At 59.1% G+C, this 25,927-nt stretch carries 25 protein-coding genes and 5 pseudogenes; 10 read left to right on the top strand and 20 right to left on the bottom strand.

Features of this window, described 5'->3' with window-relative positions:
• Nucleotides 1-63: 63 nt before the first annotated feature.
• From ruvA to ruvB, 3 genes and pseudogenes are all read left to right on the top strand, one after another.
• Nucleotides 64-672 carry a Holliday junction branch migration protein RuvA gene (gene ruvA / locus ACZ1GU_RS13100; RefSeq protein ID WP_472648409.1) on the top strand — a complete coding sequence of 203 codons (609 nt, stop codon included), beginning with the start codon at nt 64-66 and terminating at the stop codon, nt 670-672.
• Entirely contained in the window at nt 672-1,187 is a 516-nt protein-coding gene (locus ACZ1GU_RS13095; RefSeq protein ID WP_472648408.1) for a hypothetical protein, read from the top strand. Before ruvA ends, ACZ1GU_RS13095 begins: the two co-directional genes overlap by 1 nt.
• A pseudogene (gene ruvB / locus ACZ1GU_RS13090) lies at nt 1,187-2,231 on the top strand (Holliday junction branch migration DNA helicase RuvB). Before ACZ1GU_RS13095 ends, ruvB begins: the two are co-directional and overlap by 1 nt.
• 266 nt (nt 2,232-2,497) lie before the next feature.
• Here ruvB and ACZ1GU_RS13085 read toward each other — a convergent pair.
• From ACZ1GU_RS13085 to acnA, 7 genes and pseudogenes are all read right to left on the bottom strand, one after another.
• A complete protein-coding gene (locus ACZ1GU_RS13085) occupies nt 2,498-2,644 on the bottom strand; it encodes a hypothetical protein (RefSeq protein ID WP_472648407.1) in 147 nt (48 codons plus the stop codon).
• 206 nt (nt 2,645-2,850) lie between these two features.
• Nucleotides 2,851-3,222, bottom strand: coding sequence for a hypothetical protein (locus ACZ1GU_RS13080; RefSeq protein ID WP_472648405.1), 372 nt, complete (start codon nt 3,220-3,222; stop codon nt 2,851-2,853).
• Between the two features lie 39 nt (nt 3,223-3,261).
• Complete coding sequence (locus tag ACZ1GU_RS13075; protein WP_472648404.1) at nt 3,262-4,173, bottom strand: hypothetical protein; 912 nt, start codon at nt 4,171-4,173, stop codon at nt 3,262-3,264.
• A gap of 122 nt (nt 4,174-4,295) precedes the next feature.
• Nucleotides 4,296-4,862, bottom strand: a complete 567-nt coding sequence (locus tag ACZ1GU_RS13070) for a rhodanese-like domain-containing protein (protein ID WP_472648403.1) — start codon at nt 4,860-4,862, stop codon at nt 4,296-4,298.
• Nucleotides 4,863-4,954: 92 nt separating this feature from the next.
• The gene (locus tag ACZ1GU_RS13065) at nt 4,955-5,269 is read right to left on the bottom strand and encodes a hypothetical protein (protein ID WP_472648402.1); all 315 of its coding nucleotides are present in this window, start codon (nt 5,267-5,269) and stop codon (nt 4,955-4,957) included.
• Nucleotides 5,270-5,379: 110 nt separating this feature from the next.
• On the bottom strand, nt 5,380-5,805 hold the full coding sequence (locus tag ACZ1GU_RS13060) for a rhodanese-like domain-containing protein (RefSeq protein ID WP_472648401.1): 426 nt from the start codon (nt 5,803-5,805) through the stop codon (nt 5,380-5,382).
• Nucleotides 5,806-5,816: 11 nt separating this feature from the next.
• A pseudogene (acnA, locus tag ACZ1GU_RS13055) lies at nt 5,817-8,491 on the bottom strand (aconitate hydratase AcnA).
• Between the two features lie 190 nt (nt 8,492-8,681).
• Between acnA and ACZ1GU_RS13050 the strand changes: the two are divergent.
• Nucleotides 8,682-8,843 (top strand): hypothetical protein, encoded by a 162-nt coding sequence (locus ACZ1GU_RS13050; RefSeq protein ID WP_472648400.1) that lies wholly within the window; start codon nt 8,682-8,684, stop codon nt 8,841-8,843.
• Between the two features lie 109 nt (nt 8,844-8,952).
• Here the strand turns inward: ACZ1GU_RS13050 and ACZ1GU_RS13045 are convergent, their stop codons facing one another.
• Complete coding sequence (locus ACZ1GU_RS13045) at nt 8,953-9,846, bottom strand: DMT family transporter (RefSeq protein ID WP_472648399.1); 894 nt, start codon at nt 9,844-9,846, stop codon at nt 8,953-8,955.
• Nucleotides 9,847-10,030: 184 nt separating this feature from the next.
• On the opposite strand from ACZ1GU_RS13045, the gene ACZ1GU_RS13040 reads away from it, so the two are divergent.
• Nucleotides 10,031-11,413 carry a L,D-transpeptidase family protein gene (locus tag ACZ1GU_RS13040; protein WP_472648398.1) on the top strand — a complete coding sequence of 461 codons (1,383 nt, stop codon included), beginning with the start codon at nt 10,031-10,033 and terminating at the stop codon, nt 11,411-11,413.
• Nucleotides 11,414-11,877: 464 nt separating this feature from the next.
• On the opposite strand, the gene ACZ1GU_RS13035 is transcribed toward ACZ1GU_RS13040, so the two are convergent.
• Together ACZ1GU_RS13035 and ACZ1GU_RS13030 are read right to left on the bottom strand one after the other, a co-directional pair.
• On the bottom strand, nt 11,878-12,588 hold the full coding sequence (locus tag ACZ1GU_RS13035; protein ID WP_472648397.1) for a murein L,D-transpeptidase catalytic domain-containing protein: 711 nt from the start codon (nt 12,586-12,588) through the stop codon (nt 11,878-11,880).
• Nucleotides 12,589-12,668: 80 nt separating this feature from the next.
• Nucleotides 12,669-14,132, bottom strand: coding sequence for an NAD(P)-binding protein (locus tag ACZ1GU_RS13030; RefSeq protein ID WP_472648396.1), 1,464 nt, complete (start codon nt 14,130-14,132; stop codon nt 12,669-12,671).
• Between the two features lie 90 nt (nt 14,133-14,222).
• Here ACZ1GU_RS13030 and ACZ1GU_RS13025 point away from each other — a divergent pair, with 90 nt between their 5' ends.
• Complete coding sequence (locus ACZ1GU_RS13025; protein WP_472648395.1) at nt 14,223-14,864, top strand: hypothetical protein; 642 nt, start codon at nt 14,223-14,225, stop codon at nt 14,862-14,864.
• Between the two features lie 6 nt (nt 14,865-14,870).
• On the opposite strand, the gene ACZ1GU_RS13020 is transcribed toward ACZ1GU_RS13025, so the two are convergent.
• The 9 genes and pseudogenes from ACZ1GU_RS13020 to ACZ1GU_RS12980 all read right to left on the bottom strand — a co-directional run bounded on the left by ACZ1GU_RS13020 (nt 14,871) and on the right by ACZ1GU_RS12980 (nt 20,808).
• Complete coding sequence (locus ACZ1GU_RS13020; protein ID WP_472648394.1) at nt 14,871-15,404, bottom strand: retropepsin-like aspartic protease family protein; 534 nt, start codon at nt 15,402-15,404, stop codon at nt 14,871-14,873.
• Between the two features lie 42 nt (nt 15,405-15,446).
• Complete coding sequence (locus ACZ1GU_RS13015) at nt 15,447-16,358, bottom strand: histone deacetylase family protein (protein ID WP_472648393.1); 912 nt, start codon at nt 16,356-16,358, stop codon at nt 15,447-15,449.
• Between the two features lie 4 nt (nt 16,359-16,362).
• Nucleotides 16,363-16,872, bottom strand: coding sequence for a thioredoxin family protein (locus ACZ1GU_RS13010; protein ID WP_472648392.1), 510 nt, complete (start codon nt 16,870-16,872; stop codon nt 16,363-16,365).
• Nucleotides 16,869-17,606 carry a hypothetical protein gene (locus ACZ1GU_RS13005; protein ID WP_472648391.1) on the bottom strand — a complete coding sequence of 246 codons (738 nt, stop codon included), beginning with the start codon at nt 17,604-17,606 and terminating at the stop codon, nt 16,869-16,871. The genes ACZ1GU_RS13010 and ACZ1GU_RS13005 overlap by 4 nt, the downstream gene beginning before the upstream one ends.
• Complete coding sequence (gene ispG / locus ACZ1GU_RS13000; protein ID WP_472648390.1) at nt 17,603-18,742, bottom strand: flavodoxin-dependent (E)-4-hydroxy-3-methylbut-2-enyl-diphosphate synthase; 1,140 nt, start codon at nt 18,740-18,742, stop codon at nt 17,603-17,605. The genes ACZ1GU_RS13005 and ispG overlap by 4 nt, the downstream gene beginning before the upstream one ends.
• A gap of 100 nt (nt 18,743-18,842) precedes the next feature.
• Nucleotides 18,843-19,490 carry an NrsF family protein gene (locus ACZ1GU_RS12995; protein WP_472648389.1) on the bottom strand — a complete coding sequence of 216 codons (648 nt, stop codon included), beginning with the start codon at nt 19,488-19,490 and terminating at the stop codon, nt 18,843-18,845.
• A gap of 1 nt (nt 19,491) precedes the next feature.
• Nucleotides 19,492-20,021 (bottom strand): annotated as a pseudogene (locus ACZ1GU_RS12990) (sigma-70 family RNA polymerase sigma factor).
• A 12-nt stretch (nt 20,022-20,033) separates the two neighbouring features.
• Nucleotides 20,034-20,498: a DoxX family protein gene (locus ACZ1GU_RS12985; RefSeq protein ID WP_472648388.1), complete on the bottom strand. Its 465-nt coding sequence runs from the start codon at nt 20,496-20,498 to the stop codon at nt 20,034-20,036.
• Between the two features lie 28 nt (nt 20,499-20,526).
• The gene (locus tag ACZ1GU_RS12980) at nt 20,527-20,808 is read right to left on the bottom strand and encodes a BufA1 family periplasmic bufferin-type metallophore (RefSeq protein WP_472648386.1); all 282 of its coding nucleotides are present in this window, start codon (nt 20,806-20,808) and stop codon (nt 20,527-20,529) included.
• Nucleotides 20,809-21,159: 351 nt separating this feature from the next.
• Between ACZ1GU_RS12980 and bufB the strand changes: the two are divergent.
• The 3 genes and pseudogenes from bufB to ACZ1GU_RS12965 all read left to right on the top strand — a co-directional run.
• A pseudogene (gene bufB, locus ACZ1GU_RS12975) lies at nt 21,160-21,932 on the top strand (MNIO family bufferin maturase); the annotation flags it as partial.
• A gap of 86 nt (nt 21,933-22,018) precedes the next feature.
• Nucleotides 22,019-22,798: an HvfC/BufC N-terminal domain-containing protein gene (locus ACZ1GU_RS12970; RefSeq protein WP_472648385.1), complete on the top strand. Its 780-nt coding sequence runs from the start codon at nt 22,019-22,021 to the stop codon at nt 22,796-22,798.
• Between the two features lie 60 nt (nt 22,799-22,858).
• Nucleotides 22,859-23,797 (top strand): alpha/beta hydrolase, encoded by a 939-nt coding sequence (locus ACZ1GU_RS12965; RefSeq protein WP_472648384.1) that lies wholly within the window; start codon nt 22,859-22,861, stop codon nt 23,795-23,797.
• Between the two features lie 3 nt (nt 23,798-23,800).
• Here ACZ1GU_RS12965 and ACZ1GU_RS12960 read toward each other — a convergent pair whose 3' ends face one another.
• Nucleotides 23,801-24,751, bottom strand: a complete 951-nt coding sequence (locus tag ACZ1GU_RS12960; protein WP_472648383.1) for an SDR family NAD(P)-dependent oxidoreductase — start codon at nt 24,749-24,751, stop codon at nt 23,801-23,803.
• A gap of 74 nt (nt 24,752-24,825) precedes the next feature.
• Between ACZ1GU_RS12960 and ACZ1GU_RS12955 the strand changes: the two are divergent.
• Nucleotides 24,826-25,918, top strand: a pseudogene (locus tag ACZ1GU_RS12955) (isoaspartyl peptidase/L-asparaginase family protein).
• Nucleotides 25,919-25,927: the final 9 nt, after the last annotated feature.

The raw sequence follows: 25,927 nt of genomic DNA, 5'->3' as shown, positions 1-25,927 counted from the left end.
CAAGAGTGGGCAAGTGTCCATATTCTCTGGCGCCGCACAGCACTTTCCTTCAAAACCTCCCCCATGATTGCAAAGCTTTCAGGCAGGCTCGATGAGACGGGCGAGGATTGGGCCATCGTTGACGTGCAGGGCGTTGGCTATCTGGTCCATTGCTCGACCAAGACGCTCGCCGCGCTGGGCGAAGTGGGCGAGGGCTGCACGATCCACACCGATCTGCAGGTGAGCGAGAACGACATGCGGCTGCTGGGTTTTGCTGAGAGTGCAGAACGCGATTGGTTCCGCTTACTCACCACGGTTCAGGGCGTGGGCAGCAAGGTTGCTCTTGCGATCCTCTCAGCTCTGTCGACCGGCGAAGTGCGCGATGCCTGCGCGGGCGGAGACGCGGCGACGGTCGCGCGGGCTAATGGTGTCGGGCCAAAGCTCGCCGGAAGGATCGTCAACGAGTTGCAGGATAAGGCCGGGGCGCTTCCCGGTGGGGGGATGGCCGGTGTGCCGGTTGGCGCGGTGTCACCCGCAGGCGGTGCAAGCGCGGATGCGGTTTCGGCGCTGGAGAATTTGGGCTTCAAACCCGCTGTTGCGGCTCAGGCTGTGGCGCGCGCGCAGACCGAATTGGGTGAGGATGCCAGCGAAGGCGACCTTATCCGCGTGGCTCTGAAAAAGGCGGCAGGGTGATGGGTAAAGAAACGGGGAAAGCCGCAGGTAGCGTGAATTTTCCAGTAGCACCTACCGGCAGCCAAAAAATAGCATTTAAAGAGGAAGCGGAACTCCGCTACGCGGAATCCAATGACCGGCTGAAGTACGGCATCGATTATGGGGTGGCGGGCCTTAAAGGTCTATTTTTAGCAAACGGCGGTGCAATCTTATCTCTTCTTACGGTTCTCGGTAATAGCGATTTGGATGCCGGTCCGCGAGGGATGTTTTGGGCATTCGTTTGGTTCACCACAGGCCTAACTCTTACGATTGCGGCCCAGTTTGGCGGTTATTTCACTCAAGATTTTCTGATGAATGCCACCTATAATGATGCTCTCAACAAGCGCAGCCAAGCTCTTGAGCTTGGAGACACATACGACTCCCAGTCGTATGAAAAGAAGTCTGATACTGCTCTGATAATCAGTTTGTCATGTGCATCAGCCTCGCTGGTGTTTTTTGTCATTGGTGCGTTTGTTGCACTTGAGGCCGTCCTGTGATGCATCCGGAAGACCAACCCATCCACTCCCCCGAGCGTCAGCCGGACGATCCAGACCAGGCGCTGCGTCCGAAGACTCTCATAGAATTCATCGGGCAAGAGGCCGCGCGCGACAATCTGCGCGTCTTCATCGAGAGCGCCAAATCGCGCGGCGAGGCGATGGACCACACCTTGTTCTTCGGCCCGCCCGGCCTCGGCAAAACGACGCTGGCGCAGATCATTGCGGGCGAGTTGGGCGTCGGCTTTCGCGCGACATCCGGTCCGGTCATCGCCAAGGCTGGCGACCTCGCGGCACTGCTCACCAATCTCGAGCCGCATGACGTGCTGTTCATTGACGAGATCCACCGGCTAAATCCCGTGGTCGAGGAAGTGCTCTACCCGGCGATGGAGGACCGGGCGCTCGACATCATTATCGGCGAGGGGCCATCAGCACGTAGCGTGCGCATCGACCTGCCGCCCTTCACTTTGATCGGAGCGACCACGCGGCAGGGTCTGTTAACGACGCCACTGCGCGACCGTTTCGGCATTCCGGTGCGGCTCAATTTCTACACTCATGACGAGCTTGACCAGGTAGTGACGCGCGGGGCGCGGCTGCTGGGTCTCGATATTGACAAGCAGGGCGCCCGCGAGATTGCTCGCCGTTCGCGCGGGACGCCGAGGGTTGCTGGCCGGTTGCTGCGCCGCGTGCGCGACTTTGCCCATGTCGCGGGTGAGGCTACGGTCAGCCGCGCGCTGGCCGACAATGCGCTGACCCGGCTCGAGATCGATCTCGCTTGGTCTCGACGCGATGGACCGGCGCTATCTCACCATGATCGCGACCACCTACAAAGGCGGGCCGGTCGGCGTAGAGACGCTCGCCGCGGGACTCGCCGAGCCGCGCGATACGGTTGAGGATGTGGTCGAACCCTACCTCATTCAGCTTGGTCTGCTGGCGCGCACGGCCCGCGGGCGCGTGCTGAATGATGATGGCTGGACGCATCTCGAGATGAGCCCGCCCAAACGCTCGGGCGATGCACAATCGTCCATGTTCGATTCCGACAAGTGAGTTCGCATCAGCGTTAACACTAATTTCGCGACTTACTTCGGCTGATCATTCGGTATCAAAACGGGACAGCCTCTACGAAAAACCACGTATTTGAGCCATTTCTGAGCGTTAGCCGCTGCATTTCATGGTTAACCCCGTTGCTGGAATCGCCATCACTTGATCATGACACGGTTGGATTTGGTGAAAGAGCGGATGGGCCGCTTCGACACTGCCAAAAGCAATTTTAGGGTTCACACCTCATGTCGATCAAACTTGCCACAGCAAAGTTAGCCGCAACGGTCGCTGGTCTCGCCATCCTTCAAGGTGGCGCGGTGCGTGTCGCGGAAGATATGAACACGGATGATCCGCAGTTCACGACCAATGCCGATGGCAAGCTGGTCGAGACGCCGCGTCTGATCAAGGGTGAGCCACAATATGTGAAGACGCGCACACGTCAGATCCCGGAGCCCGAGCAGCGTCGTCGCCGCATTGTCGAGCGCACGATTGAGTGCCAGCCGGTGCAGCCGAGCGTAGGTCCTGGCGCGATTGCAGGCGCGGGCGCAGCGAGCGCCAATGGCCAGGGACGCGTTGTTCAGACCTATTTCGATCCGGCTGAGTGTCCACCGATCGCACAGGTTGCCTATGCACCGGCACCGCTTCCACCCTTGCCACCCGTTCGCGGTGGCGGCGGCGGATTTGGCGGCGGCCCGGTCGTGATCGGCGGCGGAGGCGGCTTCGGCGGCTTTGGTGGCGGTCTTGTCGGCGGCTTCTTCGGCGGCGGCGGTTCGTCGAGCGGCGATGTCTCGGTGGTCAGCACCACTACGACTGGCGGTGAGGGCGGCGAAGGCGTTTCTTCGTCGGGTGACATCATCATCGACATCGACAACTCGACCTCGACCACATCGTCTTCGGGCGTGGTCACTTCGACCAGCTCGAGCGGTGAGATCAGCTCTTCAACCGGTGAAGTGTCGACTTCGACTGGCGGAATTTCAACCTCGACCACCTCGGGCAATGTATCCAGCTCTTCGGGGAATGTTTCGTCTTCAACCGGTCAGGTATCTTCTTCGACCGGCCAAGTTTCGAGCTCTTCAGGCAATGTCTCGAGCTCTTCAGGCAATGTCTCGAGCTCTTCGGGTAACGTATCGAGCTCTTCGGGTAACGTATCGAGCTCCTCGGGCAACGTCTCCAGCTCCTCGGGTAACGTGTCGAGTTCCTCGTCATCAAGCAGTTCTTCCAGCTCCTCGAGCTCGTCATCATCCTCTTCGTCCAGCAGCTCGTCCGGTGGCAACACCACCACTGGCGGGATGACATCGACGGGCGGGATGACATCGACTGGTGGTACGACTGGCCACCCTGGGTCGACAACCTCATCGGGTGGTTCATCTGGCGGCTCATCTAGTGGCTCGTCGTCGAGCTCGTCATCCGGCAGCTCCAGCGGTTCGTCATCAGGTGGCAGCAGCTCGGGCAGTTCGTCAGGTTCAAGCAGCAGCTCGTCTTCGGGCAGCTCTTCGGGCTCGAGCTCGGGTGGATCCTCAAGCGGTGGCAGCTCTGGCGGTTCCAGCGGCGGGGGTAGCAGCACCACGACCACCGGCGGCATGACCTCTACGGGTGGTAGCTCTGGCGGTTCGTCCAGCAGTTCCTCATCAAGCTCATCGTCTTCGTCCAGTTCCAGCAGCAGCTCTTCGGGCGGTTCGTCCAGCGGCATGTCGACCAGCGGTGGCAGCACTTCGGGTGACATGACCAGCAGCACCAGCTCATCGTCTTCGTCATCAAGCAGCTCTTCGAGCTCGTCTTCCTCAAGCTCCAGCGGCTCAAGCTCAGGCTCGTCGTCGGGCTCGTCATCTTCGTCAGGCAGCAGCTCTTCATCGAGCTCCAGCTCGTCGTCGAGCTCAAGCAGCACGTCGGGTGGAACCAGCAGCGGAACCGAAGTTCCAGCACCGCCGATGATGGCGCTGTTCGGCATCGCGGCTGCTGCGATCCTCGGGCGCCGGAAATTCAAGATCAAGCGCGGCAAATAAGCCGCGACACAAAGTTCCTGGTGAAGAGGGCGGTTCCGGCTGGAGCCGCCCTTTTTCTATGCAGAGATCACTGGCGCTGCGCGCGTACGGCTTGCTCGCCATCCATCACGAACATTGGCTCTGCGGCCCATGGCACTTCGTCGACCGACATAACGCCCGCCAACTCCCAGACATTCTCGTACCCATAGCCATACAGGTTGATGAAGGTCGGGATGTTGAGCGCCAGCGGCGCGCGCTTGAGTGCGATCGGGCGCACATTGTCGCTGAAATTGTTGTTGCAATAGATGTAGATTGGCCGGTCAAGGTCAGTCCCGATCACTTCGCGCAGCTTGTCATCGGTAAAGTCGGAGAATGGCAGGTTCACCGCGCCTTCAATATGCCCCAAGCGAAAAGCCTCCGCCGATCGGGTGTCCAGCAGCAAAGCGCCGTCCGCGAGCGCTTGCTTCAGAAACTCGTCTTTAGGCAGCAAGCGTTTTTCGCGGATTGGGGCAACCTCTGCCACAAGATCGGCAAAGCCTGTGTAATCAATTAGGGGTTCTGATGGCGCTTCGGATGCTACCGGCGGTGCATCCTGAGCCATCGTCAATGCCGGCGCCAGCGCAGCAAAGCCCGCACACAGTATTCCAAGACGCATGATATCACCCTCCGCTTAATTGAGACCGCAAGGTGGTATGCTTCGCGTGAGCGGATGCTGAATAGCGCGCTCGGCGCGGATTAAGGCAGCGATCAGCTGCCGTTAGGGCTAAGGCCCTTGCCGCGGCGCTGCATTTCGCCCGCGTTTTCCCGGCTGCGCTTCCGGAGCGTTTCCCATTCTTCACGGGTTGCACAAACGCGTTTCTTGAAGCGAGAGCCAATGACCGCCGTCTTGCGACAGATCATTTCGTCTACCGGATCCACTTCGGGCTCTTCTTCAACCGCGGGTTCGGCCGCTGCAGCTGGGGTGGCCGCTGGTGCAGCTTCAGGTTGCGCGTCCGCTTCGGCGGCCGGTTGTGCCTGCGTGGCGAGCAGCAATGCGGCGAGTACGCTCGTCAATTCCATCATTTTGAAGACCCCTTCGTCTTACCCTTGCGCGACGATGTCGCACACCCTGTATGAATGACGCATTATAGCACGGCATGATCATGTCGGTAGGCGTCTGTCGAACGCCAAGCCTATTCAGTCGATTGCGCTTCCCGCCAGGCGATGATTCCGCCGTCCAGATGTCTGGCAGGCTGGCCTGTATGCGCAGCGAGTTTTTCGCCGGCGATCCGCGAACGGCGGCCCGATCGGCAATAAAGCACGACTTCGCGGCCATCGCTGAGGTCGAGCCGCGCCGGATCGAATGTGTCGAGCGCGATATGCTCCGCGCCGGGGATCATCCCCTCAGCAACTTCATCGTTACGCCGCACATCGATCAGGCGGACATTGCTGTCGGCTTGGAGCGCGACAAGTTGTTCGACACTTAGGTCAATCACCGCGTTTTCGGTCGCGACCTCGGTGACCAGAGCCGCGTCCGGTTTGGTCGATGCTTCAGATGTGCAAGCGGCAAGCGCGAGACTCGCTCCCAATGCCATCATGACGAGAAAGCGAGCCTGCATATGCTTGTTCCTTAGCTTGCGAGTTTGCGCAGAACGTAGTGGAGGATGCCGCCATTGCGGTAATATTCCATTTCGTTCGCGGTATCGATGCGGCAAAGCGCGTTAAAGGTGAAGCTTGTGCCATTGCCGCGCGTTACTTCAATCTCGATCTTCTGCGCCGGCTTGAGGTCCGCCAGCCCCTTGATTGAGAAGGTGCAATCCGCATCAAGCTCCAAAGTTTCGCGGGTCGTGCCTTCTTCAAATTGCAGCGGTAGCACGCCCATGCCGACGAGGTTCGAACGGTGAATACGCTCGAAACTCTCGACGATGACGGCGCGCACACCCAGCAGTATCGTGCCCTTCGCCGCCCAGTCGCGTGAGGAACCCGTGCCGTATTCCTTGCCGCCGACCACGATCAGCGGCGTGCCATCGGCCTTGTGCTTCATAGCCGCGTCGTAAATTGGCATTTGCTCGCCGTTATAGGTGGTCTCGCCGCCTTCGACGCCCGGAACCATCTCGTTCTTGATACGGATATTGGCGAAGGTGCCGCGCATCATTACGTCGTGGTTGCCGCGGCGCGAACCGTAGGAATTGAAGTCTTTTTTCGCGACCTGATTGCTCTTGAGATATTCACCGGCTGGCGAATCTTCTTTGATCGCTCCAGCTGGCGAGATGTGGTCGGTCGTGACCGAGTCGCCAAGGATCGCGAGCGGCTTTGCACCTTCGATATCGGTGATCGGGGCCGGCTCCATCTCCATGCCGTCGAAGTAAGGTGGGTTCGCGACATAGGTCGATCCGGCGCGCCACTGATAGGTGTCGGATGGCTCAACGGTGATCGCCTGCCAGTGCTCATCGCCGTCATAGACGTTGGCGTAGCGACTGACGAACATTGAGCGGTCGATATTGGCCGCGCGATGTTCGGCGATTTCGGCATTGGTCGGCCACAGATCGGCGAGCATCACATCGTTGCCGTCTTTGTCCTGACCCAGCGGCGTGGTGGTGATGTCTTCGGTGACGGTGCCTTTCAGCGCATAGGCCACAACCAGCGGCGGCGATGCGAGGAAGTTGGCGCGCACGTCTTGCGATACACGGCCTTCAAAGTTGCGGTTGCCCGACAGAACCGAGGCCGCGACGATGTCGTTGCCGTTGATTGCCTTGCTGATCGGCGGGGCGAGCGGGCCGCTATTGCCGATACAGGTCGTGCAGCCATAGCCGACCAGGTCGAAGCCGATGGCGTCGAGATCGTCTTGGAGGCCAGACTTCACCAAGTAGTCGGTCACGACCTGCGAACCCGGTGCGAGCGAAGTTTTCACCCAAGGCTTTGGCTTCATGCCGCGCTCGTTGGCTTTCTTCGCAACCAAGCCAGCGGCGATCAGCACGTCGGGGTTAGAGGTGTTGGTGCAGCTGGTGATCGCTGCGATTACAACATCGCCATCGCCAATATCGTGGGCGGTGTCGGCAACGTCGACACGAACCGGTCCGTCTTTCTTGTAGACCGTCTTGAGGTCGCCGTTGAACAGCTCGTCCACTTCGGGAAGGATCACGCGGTCCTGCGGGCGCTTGGGCCCGGCAAGGCTAGGGACGACGCTAGCGACATCGAGTTCGAGCGTGTTGGAGAAGATCGGCTCATGCGCCGGATCGAACCACATTCCCTGTTCTTTCGAATAGGCTTCGACCAGCGCGATCTCGTCTTCGCTGCGGTACCGGTGAGGCGCATGTATTCGATAGTCTTGTCGTCGATACCGAAGAAACCGCATGTCGCGCCATACTCCGGCGCCATATTGGCGATCGTCGCGCGGTCGGCGAGGGTAAGGCCCGCAACACCTTCGCCGTAGAATTCGACGAAGCGGCCCACCACGCCGACCTCGCGCAGCATCTGCACGCAGGTCAGCACAAGATCAGTTGCGGTGACACCCTCGGCCATCTTTCCCGTCAGCTTGAAACCGACGACTTCGGGGATCAGCATCGAGATCGGCTGGCCAAGCATCGCAGCTTCGGCTTCGATCCCGCCGACGCCCCAGCCCAGCACGCCAAGACCGTTGATCATCGTGGTGTGGCTGTCCGTGCCCACGCAAGTGTCTGGGTAGGCGACCAGTGCGCCGCTCTGATCCTGGCTCGACCATACGCCTTTGGCGATATGCTCGAGGTTTACCTGGTGGCAGATGCCGGTTCCTGGAGGCACGGCGGAGAAGTTCTCGAACGACTTTGAACCCCATTTGAGGAAGTCGTACCGTTCGGCATTGCGCTCATATTCGAGCGCCATGTTGGCTTCCATTGCCTTTGGGTGGCCGAATTCATCGACCATGACCGAGTGGTCGATCACGAGGTTTACCGGAACCTGCGGATTGATCTTGGCGGTGTCGCCGCCGAGCTTCTTGATCGCGTCGCGCATAGCCGCCAAGTCAACAACGCAAGGCACGCCGGTGAAGTCCTGCAGCAGCACGCGGGCTGGGCGGTACTGGATCTCGCTGCCAGTGACCGGGTTCTTCTGCCAGTCGACAATCGCCTGTGCGTCCTCACGCCCGACAGTGAAACCTTCGTCTTCAAAGCGCAGCATGTTTTCGAGCAGCACTTTCAGCGAATTCGGCAATTTCGAGATGTCACCCAATTGCTCCGCCGCCTTGGCGAGCGAGTAATAGGCATATTCCTTGCCGCGTACATTGAGGGTTGAGCGGGTTGCGAGCGTGTCCTTGCCGACCTGTGTCATCGGATAATCCCATCCTTCGTGTGTGGTGTGACTCGGGCGAAGGGCGCGCCGAGCGATATTTCGACAATGCACCTGCTGGACCTTGGCCCTCAGGTCAAGGGGGGCGTGGCGACTGACGATTTTACAAGGGTTAACTTTCTCAGAATCACTTTTTGCGGCAAAAGCTCTCTCACAGGGCGGGGGCACAATAATGAATAAGAAACCGCATTCGGGGGCTGAGCAAATCCAGAGTCTGCGAGCAGGGGTCGCCGCAGCAATTATGGTCGTGGTCGCATGCTTTAGCGCTGCATTCGCCTTCTCGGGTGACGAGGTGGAGGCAAGCGCTGCTGAGCCTGCGGATCTGGCGCGCTAAGGGGGCAACGTCAGGTTCGGCGGGTCGCACTGGCAAGAGATCGAAGAAATCGCTGCTAGAATAACGGGGGTGGCCGGGTCAGCTAATATGCTGGCTCGGCCCTTTTTGCTTATGCCGCCTGCTCTGCGCTTTTTGTCCTAGATTTGCCGCGCGTCGCAATCCAGCACCCTGCGACGATCAGGCTGGTCCCGGCAATCGTCGGTAGGGTGACAGCCTCGCGGAAGAACAGCCAGCCAAACACGCTCGCCCAGAGAAATCCCGAATATTCGATCGGTACCAGCGCCTGTGCTTCCTCGCGTGCATAGGCCCAGGCGAGCGCCATCGCGCCGGTCACAGTCAGCGCGCTCGCGACGGAGATCGATCCGACCGCATCGAAATCGGGCGTCACCCAAAACAGCGGCGCAAACAGCAGCAGGACAAGCCCGCCTACGCCGCTGTGAAACGTGGCGACCTCAACTGGACCCGCCAATTGCGATTGCTTGCGAATAACGACGAAATTGTAGGCGTAGAGGAAGGCCGAGAACATCAGCGAGACAAGGCCCAGCACCAGATCGCGGCTCACATCCTCGCGTCCGAATTGCCCGCTCACGATCACGATTGTGCCGATAAAACCCAGAATGCTGGCGTAGATCGCCTGACGCTGGATTTGCTCACCCAGCAGGACGCGCGCAAAATAGAGCGCGATCAAGGGCGCAACGAAACTGATTGCAATGGCTTCGGCCAACGGCATCTTGGTAAGCGCATAAAAAAAGCTGAGTGCCATGAAGGCGGAGATCACACCGCGCTCCAAATGCAGTTTCAACACCTTTTTCTCGGGCCATTTCAGCCCCTGCGCAAGCCAGAACGGGCCGATCATCGCCGCGCCGATCAGAGCGCGGAGCAAGGTCGCCGAATAGGCGCCAGCCTCCAGCGCCGCACCTTTCATAAATGCGTCCATCAGCGATAACAGCCCCACACCGGCAAAGGCAGCCACAAACGGCATCAAGCGGTGCGATGAGGACATGCCAGAGCCTCTAGGGCGCATGGCGACCTGCGTCACTTCAATTTTGTCCCGTCAGGAACACGTTCTGGCGCGCAAAATTCAGCCAATTGTAAGCCGTCTTGGTTGAAAATCGGGTAATTGAAGCTTTATAGTGGTTGCATCGCACCGCTAGTTTGCGGCGCGACATGGGATTGAAGAGAACAGTATGCGTATTTTGATCGGCAATTTCGCGGCAGGCGTCGCTCTGTCGGCTGTGGTGGCAAGCGGTGCGATGGCACAGCAAGCTGAGCCGGAAGATTTGCTGCCCGAAACCGAAGAACAGGCGGAGGCACAGACCTTTGACGAGGCCTTCCAAGGGACTGTTTCCGCGCCGGTGGTGCAGGGCGATCTTGAGGCTGAGATCAAACCCAATGTGCAACCGTGGAGCAGCGAGAATGTCGATGCGCTGATCGCAGTGATCGAGGGGATCGGCGCAGAGGGTCTCGACCCTAATGACTACGATCTTCAGGCGCTGCGGACGTCGCTTGCGTCGGGCCCTTCGGACGAGTTGAACGCGCTCGCCTCCAAGAATTTCCGCTGGCTGGTCGAAGACTTGCGTGATGGCCGCACGCCGATGGATGCGCGGACCCAGTGGTTTGTAGTCGATCCCGACCGGGATAAATATCGCACCGCTGACCTGCTCGAAAAGGCTGTCGTGACGGGAAATGTCGCTGAGGTTTTGGCCACGCTCGCGCCGACCCATCCCGACTATGCCAAGCTGAAAGCAGAACTCGCAAAAACGCCCGCCGATCAGGTGAAGAAGCGCAAGCTGATCCGCGCCAATATGGACCGTTGGCGCTGGCTCGCGCGCGATCTGGGCACGATGTATCTGATTACTAACGTGCCCGAATATCAGCTGCGCCTGACGGTCAATGACAAGATCATCAAAACCTACCGAACCATCGTCGGTAAGCCGGGCCGCACCGCGACCCCGCAGCTCGCTGAAATGGTTGAAGGAGTGGTCTTCAACCCGACCTGGACTGTGCCGCAGTCAATCGTGAAGGGTGAGGGGCTGGGCAACCGCGTGCTCAACAACCCTGCTTGGGCAAAGCGCAACGGATACAAGGCGACCAAAGGCGCGAACGGCTGGATCACGGTGGTGCAACAGCCGGGTCCGGGTAACTCGCTTGGCCGGATGAAGCTGGAAATGCCCAACCGCCACGCGATCTTCTTCCATGATACGCCTTCGCGCCATCTGTTTGGCAATGCCAACCGGGCGCTGAGCCACGGCTGTATCCGCACCGAAAACGCGCTCGAAGTGGCGATGCTGGTGACGATCCTTGGCAAGGGCGCGAGCAAGGACGAGGCGGTCGAAATCGCGACCTCGGGCAAATACACCAAAGTTATGAATGAGCGCGAGCTGCCCGCTTATATCACCTATTTCACGATGGCGACCGACATTGGCGGCGAGATGAAGACCTTCAACGACATCTATGGCCGCGATGCGCCGGTGCTGGCGAGCCTCGACAAGCCGCGCGTCGACAATCGCAGCGGTGAAAGCGATGATGAGGTTATTGTGATTGAGAACGACCCGCGCGCGGGTGGTTAGCTTCCGCTGCTTTTGCGCAAGCATCGGGCGTAGACTAGAGCCGAAGGAACTGAAAAGCCGCATAAAATTGCAAACAAGTGCCATGTCGGCTCTTTAGTTGGCGCGCTAGACGCCAATGCAAAATACAGTGCCGTCGAAATTGCGAGGGCTGCAACCAAAGCTACAACCATCCCTGCTGGGCGGCGCGTGAAGTTCCCAAAAACGCTCGCTAGCGGTGCGCCAATCAAAAGAATGAATAGGTAGGAGAGCGCAGCGCCGACCATCAAACTGATAGCGAATGCGTGGATCGCCAGTTCCCGTGGCGGGCCTAGCACCGGGTCATACATGCCAACTGCGGGTGCTAGAAGGATCGAGATCGAAAAGAGTTTGGCGCCAACTAATGCGCCAAGCGCACTTGCTGGCAAAATCGCGCGGATTGCTGGCGAAGAACTCAGCGTGAAGCCGGGTTCGTAAGACATAATCTCCTAGAACGATCCCGGCGCATAGCGCTGTGTGTCGTTAGGGCGCGCCGGTTGCAGCATTTCATACTGCGGGCGCTGCGCGATGCTGCCATCCTCTTGCAGGCCGAGGCTATCTGCAAACAGCAGGCGTCCGCCGGAAAGGTTGAGCAGCGCAATGCGGAATTGCTCTTCTCCGAGGGCAAAGCAGCCGTTTGACCGGCCCAGCCGTCCCCACCGCTCAATATGCGTTGGCTCGGCATATTTCGCGCGATGCATCACGATATAACGGCGCAAGGCCGCATCATTGGTCGGATCGAGCCCGCCTAGCCGCACAGACGTGCCATAACGGCCGACATACCATTCCCACGTAACATAGGCGCCGCGGCTGGTCGCATTCGACCCTTCGACATTGGAATACTTGTTGAGCCAGCCATCATGCTCGGGATCGGACCCGGTGCCGTGGCTGACGTGATAGCTTTGTACTTCTTCGCGCTCGAGATTGACGAAGTGGAACCGTCGCTGGGCCGAATGGACGCCAAAATCGGCAATTCCGACTATATCGCGTTTCCAGATCGCGCCGCCGGCGCGGTTCAATTCGCGCGTGGCAATGTCGAACAATTTGCGGTCGCGCAGCGAGCCTTTGCGGGGCTGGGCTGCGAGTGTGGCTGGCAGCGTCGGCAGGGCCAAGGCTGCGCCCGCCGCCAATCCTGTCTTAAGAAGATCGCGCCGTTTCATAGTGGAGAAACTAATAGCGCAAACCTATCGTTCCCGTGAACAAAAAATCGCATGCTGACCCGTGATGCGACAATAGCCGTTCACGAGCCGCGCGGAGGGGCGCCATTATGCTCGGCGTAGGCTTTCATGCCGAGTTCCATGATGCCGGGCATGCATTCCTTCACGACCTGGCCGATATCGGCCATCGCCGCGAGCTTCGGGCTGCCTTCCGCCATCAGCTTGGCAATCGCAGGGCCGGTTGGATGCAAGCGGCTGCGCGCGTTGAACGCATTGGTCTTTTCATTCTGCGAGAGCAGTCCAGTGCTGCGAAGATTGGCCAGGAATGCCGCGGGATAGGTGCTCGTCGTGTCGGTCAGCGGGGCGGGCGGGGTCAGTGCGTTCCTTTCCTCGTCGGTGTCGAGATTGGCTTCGAGAAACGCTGCCAGAGCCGCGCTGTATGGCACAAAAGGCGTTTGCGCCAATTGCAGTGTGATCGTGTCGCCATCGAAGAACGGGCGCTGGTTGTAGCGCGCATCGAAGGGAACGGCGCTTGCGGTGCAATCGACAAACATGGTGCTAGCGGGCACGTCCACGCTCTCGTTAGCAAAGTGCATTGCGCCCGGTTCGATCCGCTTGACCCGGCCCTGACGGTAGATCTGAGTGATACCACGCAGCATCTCAACCTCGGCCTCCGAGATCACCGCGAAATGGAACATTTTCGGCGTAACCTCTGGGTCGATCCGCAGCATCAAGCCTTGCTCGCCGAGCTTGGCGAACATCTCGTCCCCGCTCTTTGAAGCGGCGGCGGTGCGCATCTGTCCTTTCTGGAATTCAGCCAGGCGATCGAGGTGATGCTCCGCCGGTTGGAGGAACTTGCGGTTGAACATCCAGCTGTCGCGCGGACGCACCCAGCCGATGCGATCAGGCGCTACGCCCGCTTCAAGCAGCCATACGGCGGTGTCCATCGCGGTCTTGCCAGCGCCCAGAATGATAAAGTGTTCGGGTATCGCGTCGGCATCTTTCCAGAGCTTGGGCAGTTCGCCCGGAATGGTAAAAGGCGTGCCTTCGGCAATCTCGAAACCGGGCTTGTGCGTGGAGGGAACAGAGGTCTGGAAATAGGTCCCATCTACCAGCTTGCGCCGCACAGTCACTTGGCTCTCTTCACCAGAGAGAATGCCTTTGACGCGGTGGCTGCTACCGTCCTTGCTGAGATATTCGGTCAGCGGGAGATAGGTCACGCGTCCGCTCGGGATCAGCCGATCATTCATCAGCTGCTCGTAATAGGCAAGGATTTCTGCGTGCTTGGCGAGCGGATACATACCTTTATTGTGGCCTTGCGTATCGACCCGGTTGGGGCAAAGCTCCATCGAGTTGACACCGTAGGTCGCCGAAGGTTGGTGCAATGTCACAAACGAGTAGGCATCGTTCCAATGCCCACCGGGCTTGGCGTGCTTATCGACGATGGTTACGTGGCAATCGGGATCTTCATCCAGCAATGTATCAGTAAAGGCGAGGCCGACTGCGCCTGCGCCAATGACAAGATAATCGGTTTCGAGTTCGGCCATGGCTCTGGTATCCCTTGCGCTGCGATCTATGAGGAGTGCGTGGCTTTTTTTGCTGCGTCACGCAAGGCCATGCATGCGAGGAGTGAGCGAATGAGCATACGGAGAGGCGCGATTTTCGCCTTGGTTTCAGGGGGATTGTTGCTCAGTGGCTGTGTTACTTCGGCTGATGAAGCCGCACTTGAAGTTGCCGAGGCGGCTGTCGCACCCGCAGCGGCGCCCAACCCGCCCCAGGCCGAAATTCCGACCATCCCCCCACCGCCGGTGATGCCAGATCTGGTTTCGCGAAAAGTTGTGCGCAGCAATTTTGCTGAGGCGCCCAATAGGTTGGTCGTTGAAGCAGACGAAGTGCCTGCTGAGGCAACGCGTATACTCAATCGGACGAGCGCTGAACGTCTCTTTGGCAATTCGGGGCTTACTTTGCAGTGGATTAGCTGGGACGAGCGGGGCCGCGTTTGGATTGCAGTCGACGATCAGGGCGTATGGTGGCTGGAAGGTCAACAAAATGACGTGGGCGGCGGTGGTTTGAAGCTGGAGGGCACGATCAGCGAAATCGGCTCGGATTACTTTGTTTTCGATGGTGAAATCACCATTGCGGGTTCTCCAGATGCGGACCGTTTTTGCGATCAAAACAAACAATGGCGTTTCGCAATCACGGAGAACCGCAAATATTGGCGGCTGCGCGAATTTGAGTGGTGCGACCGTCTAACCGACTACATCGACATCTATTTCTAAACGCTGCTAGTCCGCGCTCATCACCATCTTGTCGTCGGCAATCTCGACCGCACCGATTTGTGAGAGATAAGACTGGCCGAGCAGCGAGATATCGAGGCCCTCTGGAATGATCACCGCGTTGACATTACGCCGCACCATACCGCCGATCTCCACCTCATTGAGACGGGTGGATACGCCATAGACGGTCCCGCTAGCCCCACGCCCGATAGGGCCTACCCGGGCGTCATCCCAATCAAGCCCTGCTGCACTTGCATCTTCACCGGTCAGCGCGATCACGCTTGCCCCGGTATCGACCATCATGCGTACCGGTGCGCCATCGATATTGGCATAGGCGTAGAAATGCCCGTCTGCTGCGCGATCAAGCGTATGGTCGCCAGCTAGCCAGTCTGAATTGGACTGTTCGTCCGTGCTGTCGAAAAAAGACGAGCCAGAGCGCGCCTCGGCGCGCTCATCGGCAGCCATCTGCTCGTCCTCGGAAGGAACAACCAAAATGGCGAAGCCGCACGCGAGCGCTGCAAAACTGATGTACTTGCCCAGCATCGGGGTAGAATAGCGGCGAAGATTTAAGCCAGTCTAAACGCGCTAAATAACCGTAAAATTGGTATTTTCCTCAGCCATTGCGAGCATGGATCGCGCATGGCGGGCGCCTACTTTGCGCTGATCGTCCCCATATCCACCGCCGAGCGCACTGGCGATGGGTAGGCCGCGCTGGCGAGCCTCGCGCACCACAAACCGGTCGCGCGCTAGCAGCCCGTCATCGGACAGTGAGAGCCGTCCCAGTTTGTCCTCGGCATGCGGATCAACGCCCGCCTGATAGAGCACAAGGTCTGGTGCGAACTCGCCTATAGTGGCGGGCAAGTGCTTCTCCAGCGCCTCCATGTAGCCGTCATCATCCAAGCCATCTGGCAGGCCTACATCGAGATTGGAACGTGCCTTTCGCACAGGAAAGTTCTTTTCGGCGTGGAAGGAGAGCGTGAAAATGTCGTCGCGCAGCGCGGTTAGACTGGCTGTGCCGTCCCCCTGGTGCACGTCGAGATCCACGATCAGAATGCGGCTCGCATCGCCCTCTGTGATCAAGCGGTTGGAGGCGACCGCGAGGTCGTTGAAGACGCAATAGCCCGCCCCGGTATCGTGCAGCGCATGGTGGCTGCCCGCAGCGGAATTGGCGGCGTAGCCGTAGCGCTTGGCAAGCTGCGCGGCGAGCCATGTGCCGCCATTGGTGTGACGCACGCGGCTGGCGATATGCGAGGTAACGGGAAAACCGATGCGTCGCTCCTTTTCGCGCGGCACGTTTGCGCGGAACACTTCATCGACATAGTCCGGGTCATGCACCGCTTCGAGCCAGTCGCGCGGCATTGGCTCGGGCGCATGCTCGGTGATCGGTATGCCTGATGCGCGCAACTCCTCCATGACAAGGTAGTACTTGTCGAACTTGAATGTGCCCCGCTCCGGGCGCGGCGCGATGTAATCAGCGTGATGAACGACGTGGAGCAAGGCTTTAGACTGGCTTTTTCGACAGCAACTCAAGCTCTGTGAAGATATCATCCTCTCTGCGGCTTGCGGAATCGCGCCAAGTGGTCGCCGTTTCTTTGTTAAGCAGCTCGCCTTGCGATGTCAGAACCAAGACAGTGGGCGTTCCTGGCAGGTCGTCCAGACCAAACCGGCGGGCAATGTCGAGATTATGCCCATCGCCCCTTTGCGGCATCCCGACATTGACGAAAACGAGTTCGTATCTGTCTTCGATCAACTTTGAAAACCGGTCTGTCGCCAGCCATCCTGCGAGCGCACGGCTGTCGTGGCACCAGTTCGCGCCCATCACCAGAAGCACGCGCTTATTGCTCTGCGCCGCGCGAGAAAGGGCGGCATCCACATCGCCTTCCGCATCTGGTGAGACATCATAAGCAGTCGCCTCAGGGTAGTCGTGCGAGCCGTTAATGGCTTCGAGCGCGGCGATGCTGCCTGTCACCAATAACCCGCCTGCAATTCCACCAAATAGCGCTTTGATCATGCCGTCGGTTCCGCCTCAGGCGCTGGCGGCCTTCCAAGCCAATAGCCCGCACCCAGCGCCGCGCCCATCCAGCACGCCATCAGGCCCACCAGCAGCGAATCCCAGACCATCAGCGCCCAAACGATCAAATCGCTCTGTCCCATCGCCAGCGTGTGATTGTATTGATGCAGCAATTGCGCCGGACCCCAAGCAACTAGCGAAAGGCCTGCAGCCATGAGCGTGGCCAGCCAGCCAACGGTATATGCGCGGCGCAGTGTCATGGTCCGGTCACCAAGGAGCGGTCCGACCAGATAAATCAGAAGCGGCAGCGTCAAAAACTGGAAAGGGTAATCAATGTATGGCGGAACTTCGCCATCGAACAATTGCGCAGCGACTACTGCGATAGCCGTGACTGCCAGATTTAAGGCTAGCGCAATCAGGAACTGCTTCCACGCGATGGTCCGCAAATCCCACCAGCGCTTGCCCGCTCCGCCGATAAAGCGCGCTGCGGCCAGTATTGCGATAAAGAGGCCAGCGATCTTGAAGTAGGCGTAAAACCAGCGGTCTTCGCTCATTGCATTGGCTGCGAAGGCTTCTTCGCTTTCAAACATGCCGAGCCGGATCTCGGCGACATGTTGAGCGAACTCAGGAATTATGGAGATCAGCGGGATCAGCGGAGCCAACCAGAGCAATGAAAGACCGCCCCACAATGTTGCTTTGAGACCGCTTGCGATCCGACCCAGAATTTCGTTCATTCAGCTGCTTCGGCTGCGTGCGGATCGAACGCTACTTCGTCGCCCGCTTCGATCTTCGCGGCTTTCTCTTCGACCAGCTTTACAATGTGGTCGAGCATCGCCTCGTCTTCGATGGCGTGCGCTTTCATGCCCGAAAGATACACCAAATGCTTGCCATTGCCGCCGCCGGTAAGGCCAATATCGGTCTCGCGCGCTTCGCCCGGACCGTTGACGACGCAGCCGAGCACGGACAGCGACATCGGCGTTTTGATATGCTCCAGCCGCTTTTCCAGCGTCTCGACCGTGCGGATTACGTCGAAGCCCTGGCGCGAGCAGCTGGGGCACGAAACGACACGAACGCCGCGGGTGCGCAAGCCCAAGGCTTTGAGCATTTCGTAGCCGACTTTGACTTCTTCTTCAGGCTCTGCGGAGAGTGAGACGCGGATGGTGTCGCCAATCCCCGCCCACAGCAGACTGCCCATGCCGATCGAGGATTTAACCGTGCCGCCGATCAATCCGCCAGCCTCGGTAATGCCGAGATGCAGCGGGCAATCCACCGCATCAGCGAGGCCATGATAGGCCGCGACAGCAAGAAACACGTCGCTGGCTTTCACCGCGACCTTAAACTCGTGAAAGTCATGATCTTGGAGCAGCTTGATGTGATCAAGCGCACTTTCGATCAGCGCCTCGGGGCATGGCTCGCCGTATTTTTCGAGCAAGTCCTTTTCTAGGCTGCCCGCGTTCACGCCAATGCGGATCGCGCAGCCATTGGCTTTCGCGGCGCGTACCACTTCGGCAACGCGGTCGGATGAGCCGATATTGCCGGGATTGATACGCAGACACGCCGCGCCGCCGTCAGCGGCTTCGAGCGCGCGTTTGTAGTGAAAGTGGATGTCGGCGACGACCGGGATGTTCGATGCCCGGGTGATCAGCGGGAAGGCGGCGGTCGCCTCTTCGGTCGGGCAAGACACGCGGACGATATCGCAGCCGACCTCTTCGCAGCGGCGGATCTGGTCGATCGTTGCACCTGCGTCTTCGGTCGGGGTGTTGGTCATCGTCTGCACCGTGATCGGCGCATCGCCGCCCACTGGCACATTGCCAACCATGATCTGGCGGCATTCCCGCCGTTCGATATCTCGCCAAGGCCTTACTGACATGTCCGCGATATAGGCGCGATGAGATGACTGGGCAATGACATACGAGAAAGGGCGGCCAGCGAAATGCCGACCGCCCTTTTTCAATCTCTCGCTGGATTACTTACCAGCGGATCAGGGGCGGGACCACCAGGCGTCCAAGTATCGCAGAAATCGCGACGGGGACCACGTGCCAGAGTCCGAGATGCGAAACTGTATCAAGCGGGCAGGTGATGCCGTAGGCGAAGGTTCCGAGCGCCCCCGAGGTCAAGCCGACCAACCATGCGGACCGTTCGATCGAGACCGGCGCGCTGCGGCGTAGCCAAGCGACAGAAGCCAATCCGATCAGCAAAGCTGCGGCAATCGAAGCGCGTGTGCACATCACAGCCACCGGATCATTGAGACCCTCATGGACGTGGTTCGCCTCGCCTGTGAACAGTGCGATAATGGCAGCCAGCGGCAACACCGCGAGCATAGCTGCTGACCAGCCGGGGGCGTTCTCGCGCTGGCCAACGCGCGGCGCACCACCCGTAACGAGAGCAAACGCGCTGGCAAAGCCCAACAGCAAAACCAGACCGTTGGTGACGAAGAAGAAGGCCGACGCCTGTCCTTCGAAGATGCCAGTCCAGAAACCAAAGACGATCACCGACACAGCAAAGGCAGCGGCGGTCGCAAACGCCACGACGGCGAGCCCGCCAGTGGTTGTGATTGGCCGCACAGGTTCCAGCTCTTCAGCCAGTCCTGCGATCATATTCTCACGACTTAAATTCATTTTATTCAGCTTTCTCGACCATCGCAGCGAGCTTCTTGAGGCCGCGATGTATATTCACTTTGACCAGGCTTTCGCTTTGGCCGGTTTTTTGTGAGGCTTCCCGGATCGAGAGCCCTTCGATTTTCACCAGTTCAATGGCGGTTGCCTGATTTTCGTTGAGGTGACCGAACAGCCGTTCCAGGCTGACGCGGGCAAGGGTTACTTCCTCGCCGCTATCCTCGATGGCATCGTCGTCTTCGATCTCTTTGCTCTCGTGCTTGTACACTTTGCGAAGGTGATCGACCCAGCGATACCGGGCGATGGCGGCGAGCCATGGGAGGAATGGCCGCTGCCGGTCATATGTGGCCCGCTTGTTGTGAATTGCCAGCAGCACGTCCTGCACCAGATCATCGAGCTGGGAGGGGGGACGCGCCGCCGGAAATACCGCTCGAGCCACATTCCCGCCTCTGACAGCAGCACATTGTAAGCGGCTTTATCGCCGTCTTGTGCTGCTGCCATCAAGCGAGAAAGTGTGCCTTCGTCCCCGACCATCGTTCGCGCGCCTTATTGGCCACGCCCGCGGGCAAGCAGAGCGTCTAGCGAGAGCACTCCTGCGCCGCGAGAGACGATGATTGCTGCCAGCGCGATCACGGTGATGGCCCAGCCAAAGAAGTGCGCCGCATCAGGGAACACAAACAGCTGGATTACCAAAGCCATGATCATCAGCGCGAGAGCAGAAAAGCGGGTGAAGAGGCCAACAAAAAGCAGGATTGGGAAGAGAAATTCCGCGTAAGTTGCCAATGGCACTGACAGTGCGCTTGGCAGCGGCAGACCGGAAAACTCGTTCTCGAAAATGAGATATTGCGTTTCGTCGATCTGGAACCAGGTTCCTTCGACGACCTTGGTCTTGTACGATCTCCAGAAGGTCCCGGCGAGCGCAATACGCGCGAGCAGCAAAGCAATGCCTTCACCGAGTTTTCCTGCCAGAAATCCGACCACGCGGTCATATGCAGCAATAATTCCACTCATTGTTAGCCTCCTATTATACCGCGCTTTACTAGCGCTTGATCGGCTTCAACGAGCCGTTGCCTTTTGGCGTCTTGATCTTCACGCAAGAGCCTTTGTCGACATAAGTCCAGGCGTTGCCCTGGTAATCGCGGGTCGATGTACCGGCGCAGCTCGTGCCCGGGCCTGCGGCGCAATCATTCTTCCCTGCTTTTGATACGCCGTAACATTTCTCTTTGGCGCCTTGCGCAGCAACCGGAGTGGTTGCGAGGCCAGCTGCGATGCCGGCGGTCATTGCGAGGCCAGCGAACGTTGCGAGTGACTTGGTGTTCATGAGATATCTCCAAAAATCTCTTACTTCGGGGTATTCCAGCTGACTGCCGGAACTGACCATGAGTTCGCGCTTTCCCTTCGCTTGGTTACACGCCTGCAATTTTTTGCTTTCTTTTTGCAGGTGTAACGCAAACGTGCGTGCTTGCGAACCTACTCACACATACAAAGGAATCGCGCGCGCTCGATTGTGTGAATTCCTGAAGTTTGGCGATCGGTTGTTTTAGCGAGCTAGAGCGAGTCTGATTGCCTGGCAGTCCGGGGCTTTTGCAGTTTTCCCGTGCAAACCTGACCCCTTCCGTGTGCTGGATATTGTATCCCCCGGGCTGCCAAATTTTGCTATGGAGCCGGTGTGATGGAAACACGCAGACACGAAATTGCGCCTTTCTCCGGGTTCGGACTGGGATTGCGCCGCACGCATTACGACGATTTTCTGGAAGGCAATGTCCCGGTTGATTTCGTTGAGGTCATCTCCGAGAACTACATGATCGAGGGGGGCGCCAAATGCGCATCCTCGAGCAAGTCCGCGCAAACCACCCGGTCATCATTCACGGTGTTTCAATGTCGATTGGCTCGGCAGGCGGTCTCGATGAGGATTATCTCGCCAAGCTAAAGCAGCTCGAACAGCGCATCGACCCGCTATGGGTATCCGATCATCTGTGCTGGACGCGTACGAGCGCGCATAACAGCCATGATCTCTTGCCTCTGCCGCTAACCGAAGAGGCCTTAAGTACGGTGTGCGACAATATCGACCATGCGCAAAACGTGCTTGGCCGCCCGATGCTGTTCGAAAATCCGTCAAGCTATCTGACCTTTCCCGAAGATGAGCTGACCGAATGGGAATTCCTGAGCGAAATGGCGCGCCGCACCGGATGCTATCTGCTGCTCGATGTGAACAACATTTATGTCAGTAGCCAGAACCACGGCTTTTCCGCTGACGACTATCTTGCCGGATTGCCACTTGACCGGGTGCGCCAAATCCACTTGGCCGGACATGATCCCGCAACGCCCGAGCGAGACATCATCATCGACACGCATGACCGCGAAGTGTGTGAAGGCGTGTGGACGCTCTATGCCAAGGCGTTGACCATGCTTCCCGGTCCGGTTGCCACGATGATCGAGCGGGACGACAAGATACCGCCCCTGACCGAATTGCTAGACGAATTGGACCGTGCGCGGGCCGTGGCTGACGAAGCGCGCGCTATGGAGCCGGCATGAGCCTCGCCGAGCGGCAAGCTGCTTTCATGGAGCAAGTGCTTGATGAGAACGCCCCGCTGCCATTCGGCTGGGGCAATTCGCAGGCTGCCGGAATGCAGGTCTATCGCGGCAATTACCGCTCGGCTCTGGTCGATGCGCTCGCCAGCACATTTGAACGCACCGCTGAATATGTTGGCGATGGCCCCTTCAAGCGCCTCGCAGCCCACCACGCGATCACCAAGCCACCGGCGAGCTGGACCATTGACGATGCAGGCGCAGGTTTCGAGGAAAGCTGCGCGCAAGTCTTTGGCGAGAACCCCGAGGTTGCAGAGATTGCATGGCTCGAATGGACCATGCTGGGCCTTGCCACCGCACCGGATACGACCGCGCTCGATGGAGCGGCATTCACGGTGGCTACGGCTGGATTTGGTGATGAGGATTGGGGCAATTTGAAGCTTGAGTTCCAGCCGCGCGCAGCCAGCCGCATTGTCGGACACGATCTCACGTCGATTTGGAACGCGCTTGGAAACGGTGCAGATGACCGCCCTGATTTCAGACTGCAGGAGCCCGCAGGCTGCCTTGTCTGGCGCGAGGGCGAACGGCCCACGTTCATAATGGTATCAGACGAAGAGGCGCGCGCTTTTGCCGAAATGCAGAATGGCGCGAGCTATGGCGAGGTCTGCATGATGCTCGCTGCAGGTAGCGCGGATGAAGCCGCGATCAACGATGCGGCGATGCGCGCAGGCGCAATGCTGGGGCGCTGGCTCAACGAAGGGTTGATCGTCGCGTTAGCTTGACCCCCAAGAGCTTGACTTCGCGCGCAGCGGCGTCAGTCTCTCTCGCTTGGGGGAGAGAACATGCTCAGCGACACTTTGATCGAACTTCGTAGCCAGAAGCCAAGCCTCACAATGCGCTTGGTCAAGTGGATCATGTCGCGCCGCACGCCGGTATTCCCGCACGATTCCGTGGCCTTCAAAGAGTATATGGCCACGCGCACAGAGCCACTTGATGCGCCGATGCCTGCCAAATTCGAGCAGCAATTCACTGTCGAACATTGGGAAGCGGAAGGGCAAAAGCTCGTAACCCTCCACCCAAAATCGGGGCCAGCCGAATGGCACATGCTCTATTTCCACGGTGGCGGTTTTGTCCGCCCGATGTTCAAAGAGCATTGGCCCCTGGCAGCCGAATTGGTCCGGCAGTCAGGCGTCAGTATCACGCTGCCGCTCTACAAGATCGTGCCGGAGCATCACTATTCCGAAGCCGACAAACTTGCCGATGCAGCGTGGGCGAAGCTTTCCAGCGAGCACGATCCGGCGAAGATTGTGATCAATGGCGATAGCACGGGCGGACATATGGCGCTGAGCCTCGCGCTAAGACTCGCGAAAACAGGCGGACCGCAGCCGGGCAAGCTGGTGCTGTTCGCACCGTGGCTAGATGTAACGATGGCCGATCCGAAGATGCAGATGGTCGAGCCGCTCGACATCATGCTCAAGATCGGCACTTTGCGCAGTTGCGGCGCGATGTGGGCGGGGGATCGCGACCCCGCGAGTGCGGAATGCAGCCCGCTCTACATACCGATCGAAGACCTCGCACAATTGCCGCCTACGCGTATCTTCACCGGACGGCACGACCTATTCATCATCGACAGCCGTAGCTTCATCCCCAAGCTGCGCGATGCCGGCGTCGACGCCAAGCTCTATGAGTATGAGGGCGCGCCGCATGTGTTCATGGCGGTCACCCCCACGCGTGAGGCGAAGGACGTGTTTGCTCTGGTGCGCGATTTTCTGCGCGAATGACGATCAGGCGGAAAAGCTCTCGCCGATCATTTGTTCGCTGATCTCCCAAAGACGATCCGCATTCGCCGGATCGAGAGCGTAGCTGCGCACGCCACTGGTGGTTGATTGATCGTCGACTTCGGCGACGTGGCAATCTTCGCAATAGACGCCGCCTTTTCCTTCAAGCTCGGGTGCGGTCGCTGCCCAGACCTGTGTGGCTGCGCCCTGCGGGATGTTTTTCCAGGAGAAATCCGGATCTGAGGTCATGACCCTATCGACCAGTGCCCCTTGCTGCTCTTGGCTCAAATGGCGACTGAGGTTGGTCTGAATGCCGCCCGGATGCACGGCGTAGGCATGGACGCCTTTATCCGCGAAACGCTGCTCCAACCCGACGGAAAAGAGCGCGTTCGCAGTCTTCGATTGGCCGTAACTGGACCACTCATTATAGTCGCGGTTCTCGAAGTTGGGGTCATCCAGGTCCACCGGAGTGATGTGATGGCCACGGCTGGACAAGTTGACGATACGCTTATCTGTGCCCGCTTCGACCAGCGGCATCAGCTGTTTGGTGAGCGCGAAATGGCCGATGTGATTGGTGCCGAACTGACGCTCAAAACCGTCCGTAGTCTGGTCCTTGGGGCAGGCCATCACACCGGCATTGTTGAGCAGAATGTCGATCTTTTCGAAGCGCTCCTTGGCTTCCTTGCCGCATTGGCGCACGCTTGCGAGCGAGCCAAGATCACAGATGATCGTCTCGACTTTAGCGTCGGAATTTTCGCTCTTGATCGCAGCAACTGCCGCGTCCAGTTTTTCCTGATTGCGCCCGGCGAGCACGACATGCGCGCCCTTGGCTGCCATCGCGCGGCCACTTTCCTGGCCAAGGCCGGAATTGCCGCCGGTAATGAAAACCGTTTTGCCTGATAGATCGAAGCCTTCCAAAACCTCGTCTGCGGTCGATTGCGCTCCAAATTCGCTCATCTGTCCTTACTCTCAAAAAGCTGCGTTCAGGCAACGCTAGCCCGCCGCCCACTTTTTCGATAGGCCTTTGCAGCATGAAACACATTTTTGCTGCCGCGCTCGTCGCGTTTTTCGCTATTTCCGCTCCGGCTTATGCTGAAGATGATGAGCCCAAATGGTCCATCGCAATTCATGGCGGCGCGGGCACGATCACGCCTGATCGCATCACACCAGAGCAACGCGAGCAATATGAGGCTGCGCTGCAAGAGGCTTTGGACGCCGGGGCCGCAATCCTCAAAGAGGGCGGCAGCGCGATGGATGCGGTGAAGGCCGCGATCGTTCCGCTCGAAGACAATCCCCTGTTCAATGCCGGGCGCGGCGCGGTGTTCACGTGGGAAGGCGAGAATGAGCTCGACGCATCGATTATGGACGGGCGCGACCGCAGCGCGGGTGCAGTCTCTGGCGTGAAATCGATTAAGAACCCGATCCTGCTTGCTGACAAGGTTCGCACAGAGAGCCGTCATGTTTTCCTGAGCGGCGCGGGCGCGGAGGAATTCGCGGTACGAGCATAATCTTGAAATAGCACCGCCCGAATGGTTCGCGACCGAGTATCGCCGCGAGGCGCTGGAGCGGATGAAGGCGCGCGAGCTGAGCGCGCTCGATGTCGATCTCAAGTTTGGCACCGTGGGTGCGGTGGCTCTGGACCAAAACGGCAATCTTGCCGCGGGCACGTCGACCGGAGGCATGACCGGCAAGCGCTGGGGCCGGATTGGAGACAGCCCGGTTATCGGCGCGGGGACCTACGCCGATAATCGCTCCTGCGCAGTCTCGGCGACCGGCTGGGGCGAAATGTTTATCCGCGTAGGTGTGGCGCAGGAAATTTGTACGCGGCTAAGATATCGCTTCCGCATGGAAATCGACGCTGCGCAAGCTGAGGTTCCCAAGCGTCCTGATGGTTTTCCTACCTACATCGTTCACGCTTCTGAGTTTCCGTTCACAGCCGACATGGTTCAGGAAGAGGCTGACGGAGTAATGCAGGAAGTCAAAGAAATCGGCGGCGATGGCGGGATCATCCTCGTCACGCCAGACGGCCACGCGCTCTACAGTTTTAACACCGCCGGTATGTATCGCGGTCGCGCGACCAGCGCCGGTGTGAATGAAGTGGCGATCTTTGCGGGCGAGGACTGAGACAGCGGC

This window comes from Erythrobacter sp. HA7-11 (genome assembly GCF_055693605.1).
The sequence above is the reverse complement of the archived record's forward strand: the minus strand, read 5'-3'. Positions and strand labels throughout refer to the sequence as shown.

Excerpts from the sequence above, each read along its gene's own strand:
- ACZ1GU_RS13005 (WP_472648391.1), bottom strand. The coding sequence starts at position 17,606 with ATGAACGAAATTCTGGGTCGGATCGCAAGCGGTCTCAAAGCAACATTG.
- ACZ1GU_RS13050 (WP_472648400.1), top strand. The coding sequence starts at position 8,682 with ATGAATAAGAAACCGCATTCGGGGGCTGAGCAAATCCAGAGTCTGCGA.
- ACZ1GU_RS13025 (WP_472648395.1), top strand. The coding sequence starts at position 14,223 with ATGAGCATACGGAGAGGCGCGATTTTCGCCTTGGTTTCAGGGGGATTG.
- ruvA (WP_472648409.1), top strand. The coding sequence starts at position 64 with ATGATTGCAAAGCTTTCAGGCAGGCTCGATGAGACGGGCGAGGATTGG.
- ACZ1GU_RS13045 (WP_472648399.1), bottom strand. The coding sequence starts at position 9,846 with ATGTCCTCATCGCACCGCTTGATGCCGTTTGTGGCTGCCTTTGCCGGT.
- ACZ1GU_RS12965 (WP_472648384.1), top strand. The coding sequence starts at position 22,859 with ATGCTCAGCGACACTTTGATCGAACTTCGTAGCCAGAAGCCAAGCCTC.
- ACZ1GU_RS13075 (WP_472648404.1), bottom strand. The coding sequence starts at position 4,173 with ATGCCGAACAGCGCCATCATCGGCGGTGCTGGAACTTCGGTTCCGCTG.
- ACZ1GU_RS13040 (WP_472648398.1), top strand. The coding sequence starts at position 10,031 with ATGCGTATTTTGATCGGCAATTTCGCGGCAGGCGTCGCTCTGTCGGCT.
- ACZ1GU_RS13070 (WP_472648403.1), bottom strand. The coding sequence starts at position 4,862 with ATGCGTCTTGGAATACTGTGTGCGGGCTTTGCTGCGCTGGCGCCGGCA.
- ACZ1GU_RS12995 (WP_472648389.1), bottom strand. The coding sequence starts at position 19,490 with ATGAATTTAAGTCGTGAGAATATGATCGCAGGACTGGCTGAAGAGCTG.
- ACZ1GU_RS12970 (WP_472648385.1), top strand. The coding sequence starts at position 22,019 with ATGAGCCTCGCCGAGCGGCAAGCTGCTTTCATGGAGCAAGTGCTTGAT.
- ACZ1GU_RS13020 (WP_472648394.1), bottom strand. The coding sequence starts at position 15,404 with ATGCTGGGCAAGTACATCAGTTTTGCAGCGCTCGCGTGCGGCTTCGCC.
- ACZ1GU_RS13035 (WP_472648397.1), bottom strand. The coding sequence starts at position 12,588 with ATGAAACGGCGCGATCTTCTTAAGACAGGATTGGCGGCGGGCGCAGCC.
- ACZ1GU_RS13010 (WP_472648392.1), bottom strand. The coding sequence starts at position 16,872 with ATGATCAAAGCGCTATTTGGTGGAATTGCAGGCGGGTTATTGGTGACA.
- ACZ1GU_RS13095 (WP_472648408.1), top strand. The coding sequence starts at position 672 with ATGGGTAAAGAAACGGGGAAAGCCGCAGGTAGCGTGAATTTTCCAGTA.
- ACZ1GU_RS13030 (WP_472648396.1), bottom strand. The coding sequence starts at position 14,132 with ATGGCCGAACTCGAAACCGATTATCTTGTCATTGGCGCAGGCGCAGTC.
- ACZ1GU_RS13060 (WP_472648401.1), bottom strand. The coding sequence starts at position 5,805 with ATGCAGGCTCGCTTTCTCGTCATGATGGCATTGGGAGCGAGTCTCGCG.
- ACZ1GU_RS12980 (WP_472648386.1), bottom strand. The coding sequence starts at position 20,808 with ATGAACACCAAGTCACTCGCAACGTTCGCTGGCCTCGCAATGACCGCC.
- ispG (WP_472648390.1), bottom strand. The coding sequence starts at position 18,742 with ATGTCAGTAAGGCCTTGGCGAGATATCGAACGGCGGGAATGCCGCCAG.
- ACZ1GU_RS12985 (WP_472648388.1), bottom strand. The coding sequence starts at position 20,498 with ATGAGTGGAATTATTGCTGCATATGACCGCGTGGTCGGATTTCTGGCA.
- ACZ1GU_RS12960 (WP_472648383.1), bottom strand. The coding sequence starts at position 24,751 with ATGAGCGAATTTGGAGCGCAATCGACCGCAGACGAGGTTTTGGAAGGC.
- ACZ1GU_RS13065 (WP_472648402.1), bottom strand. The coding sequence starts at position 5,269 with ATGATGGAATTGACGAGCGTACTCGCCGCATTGCTGCTCGCCACGCAG.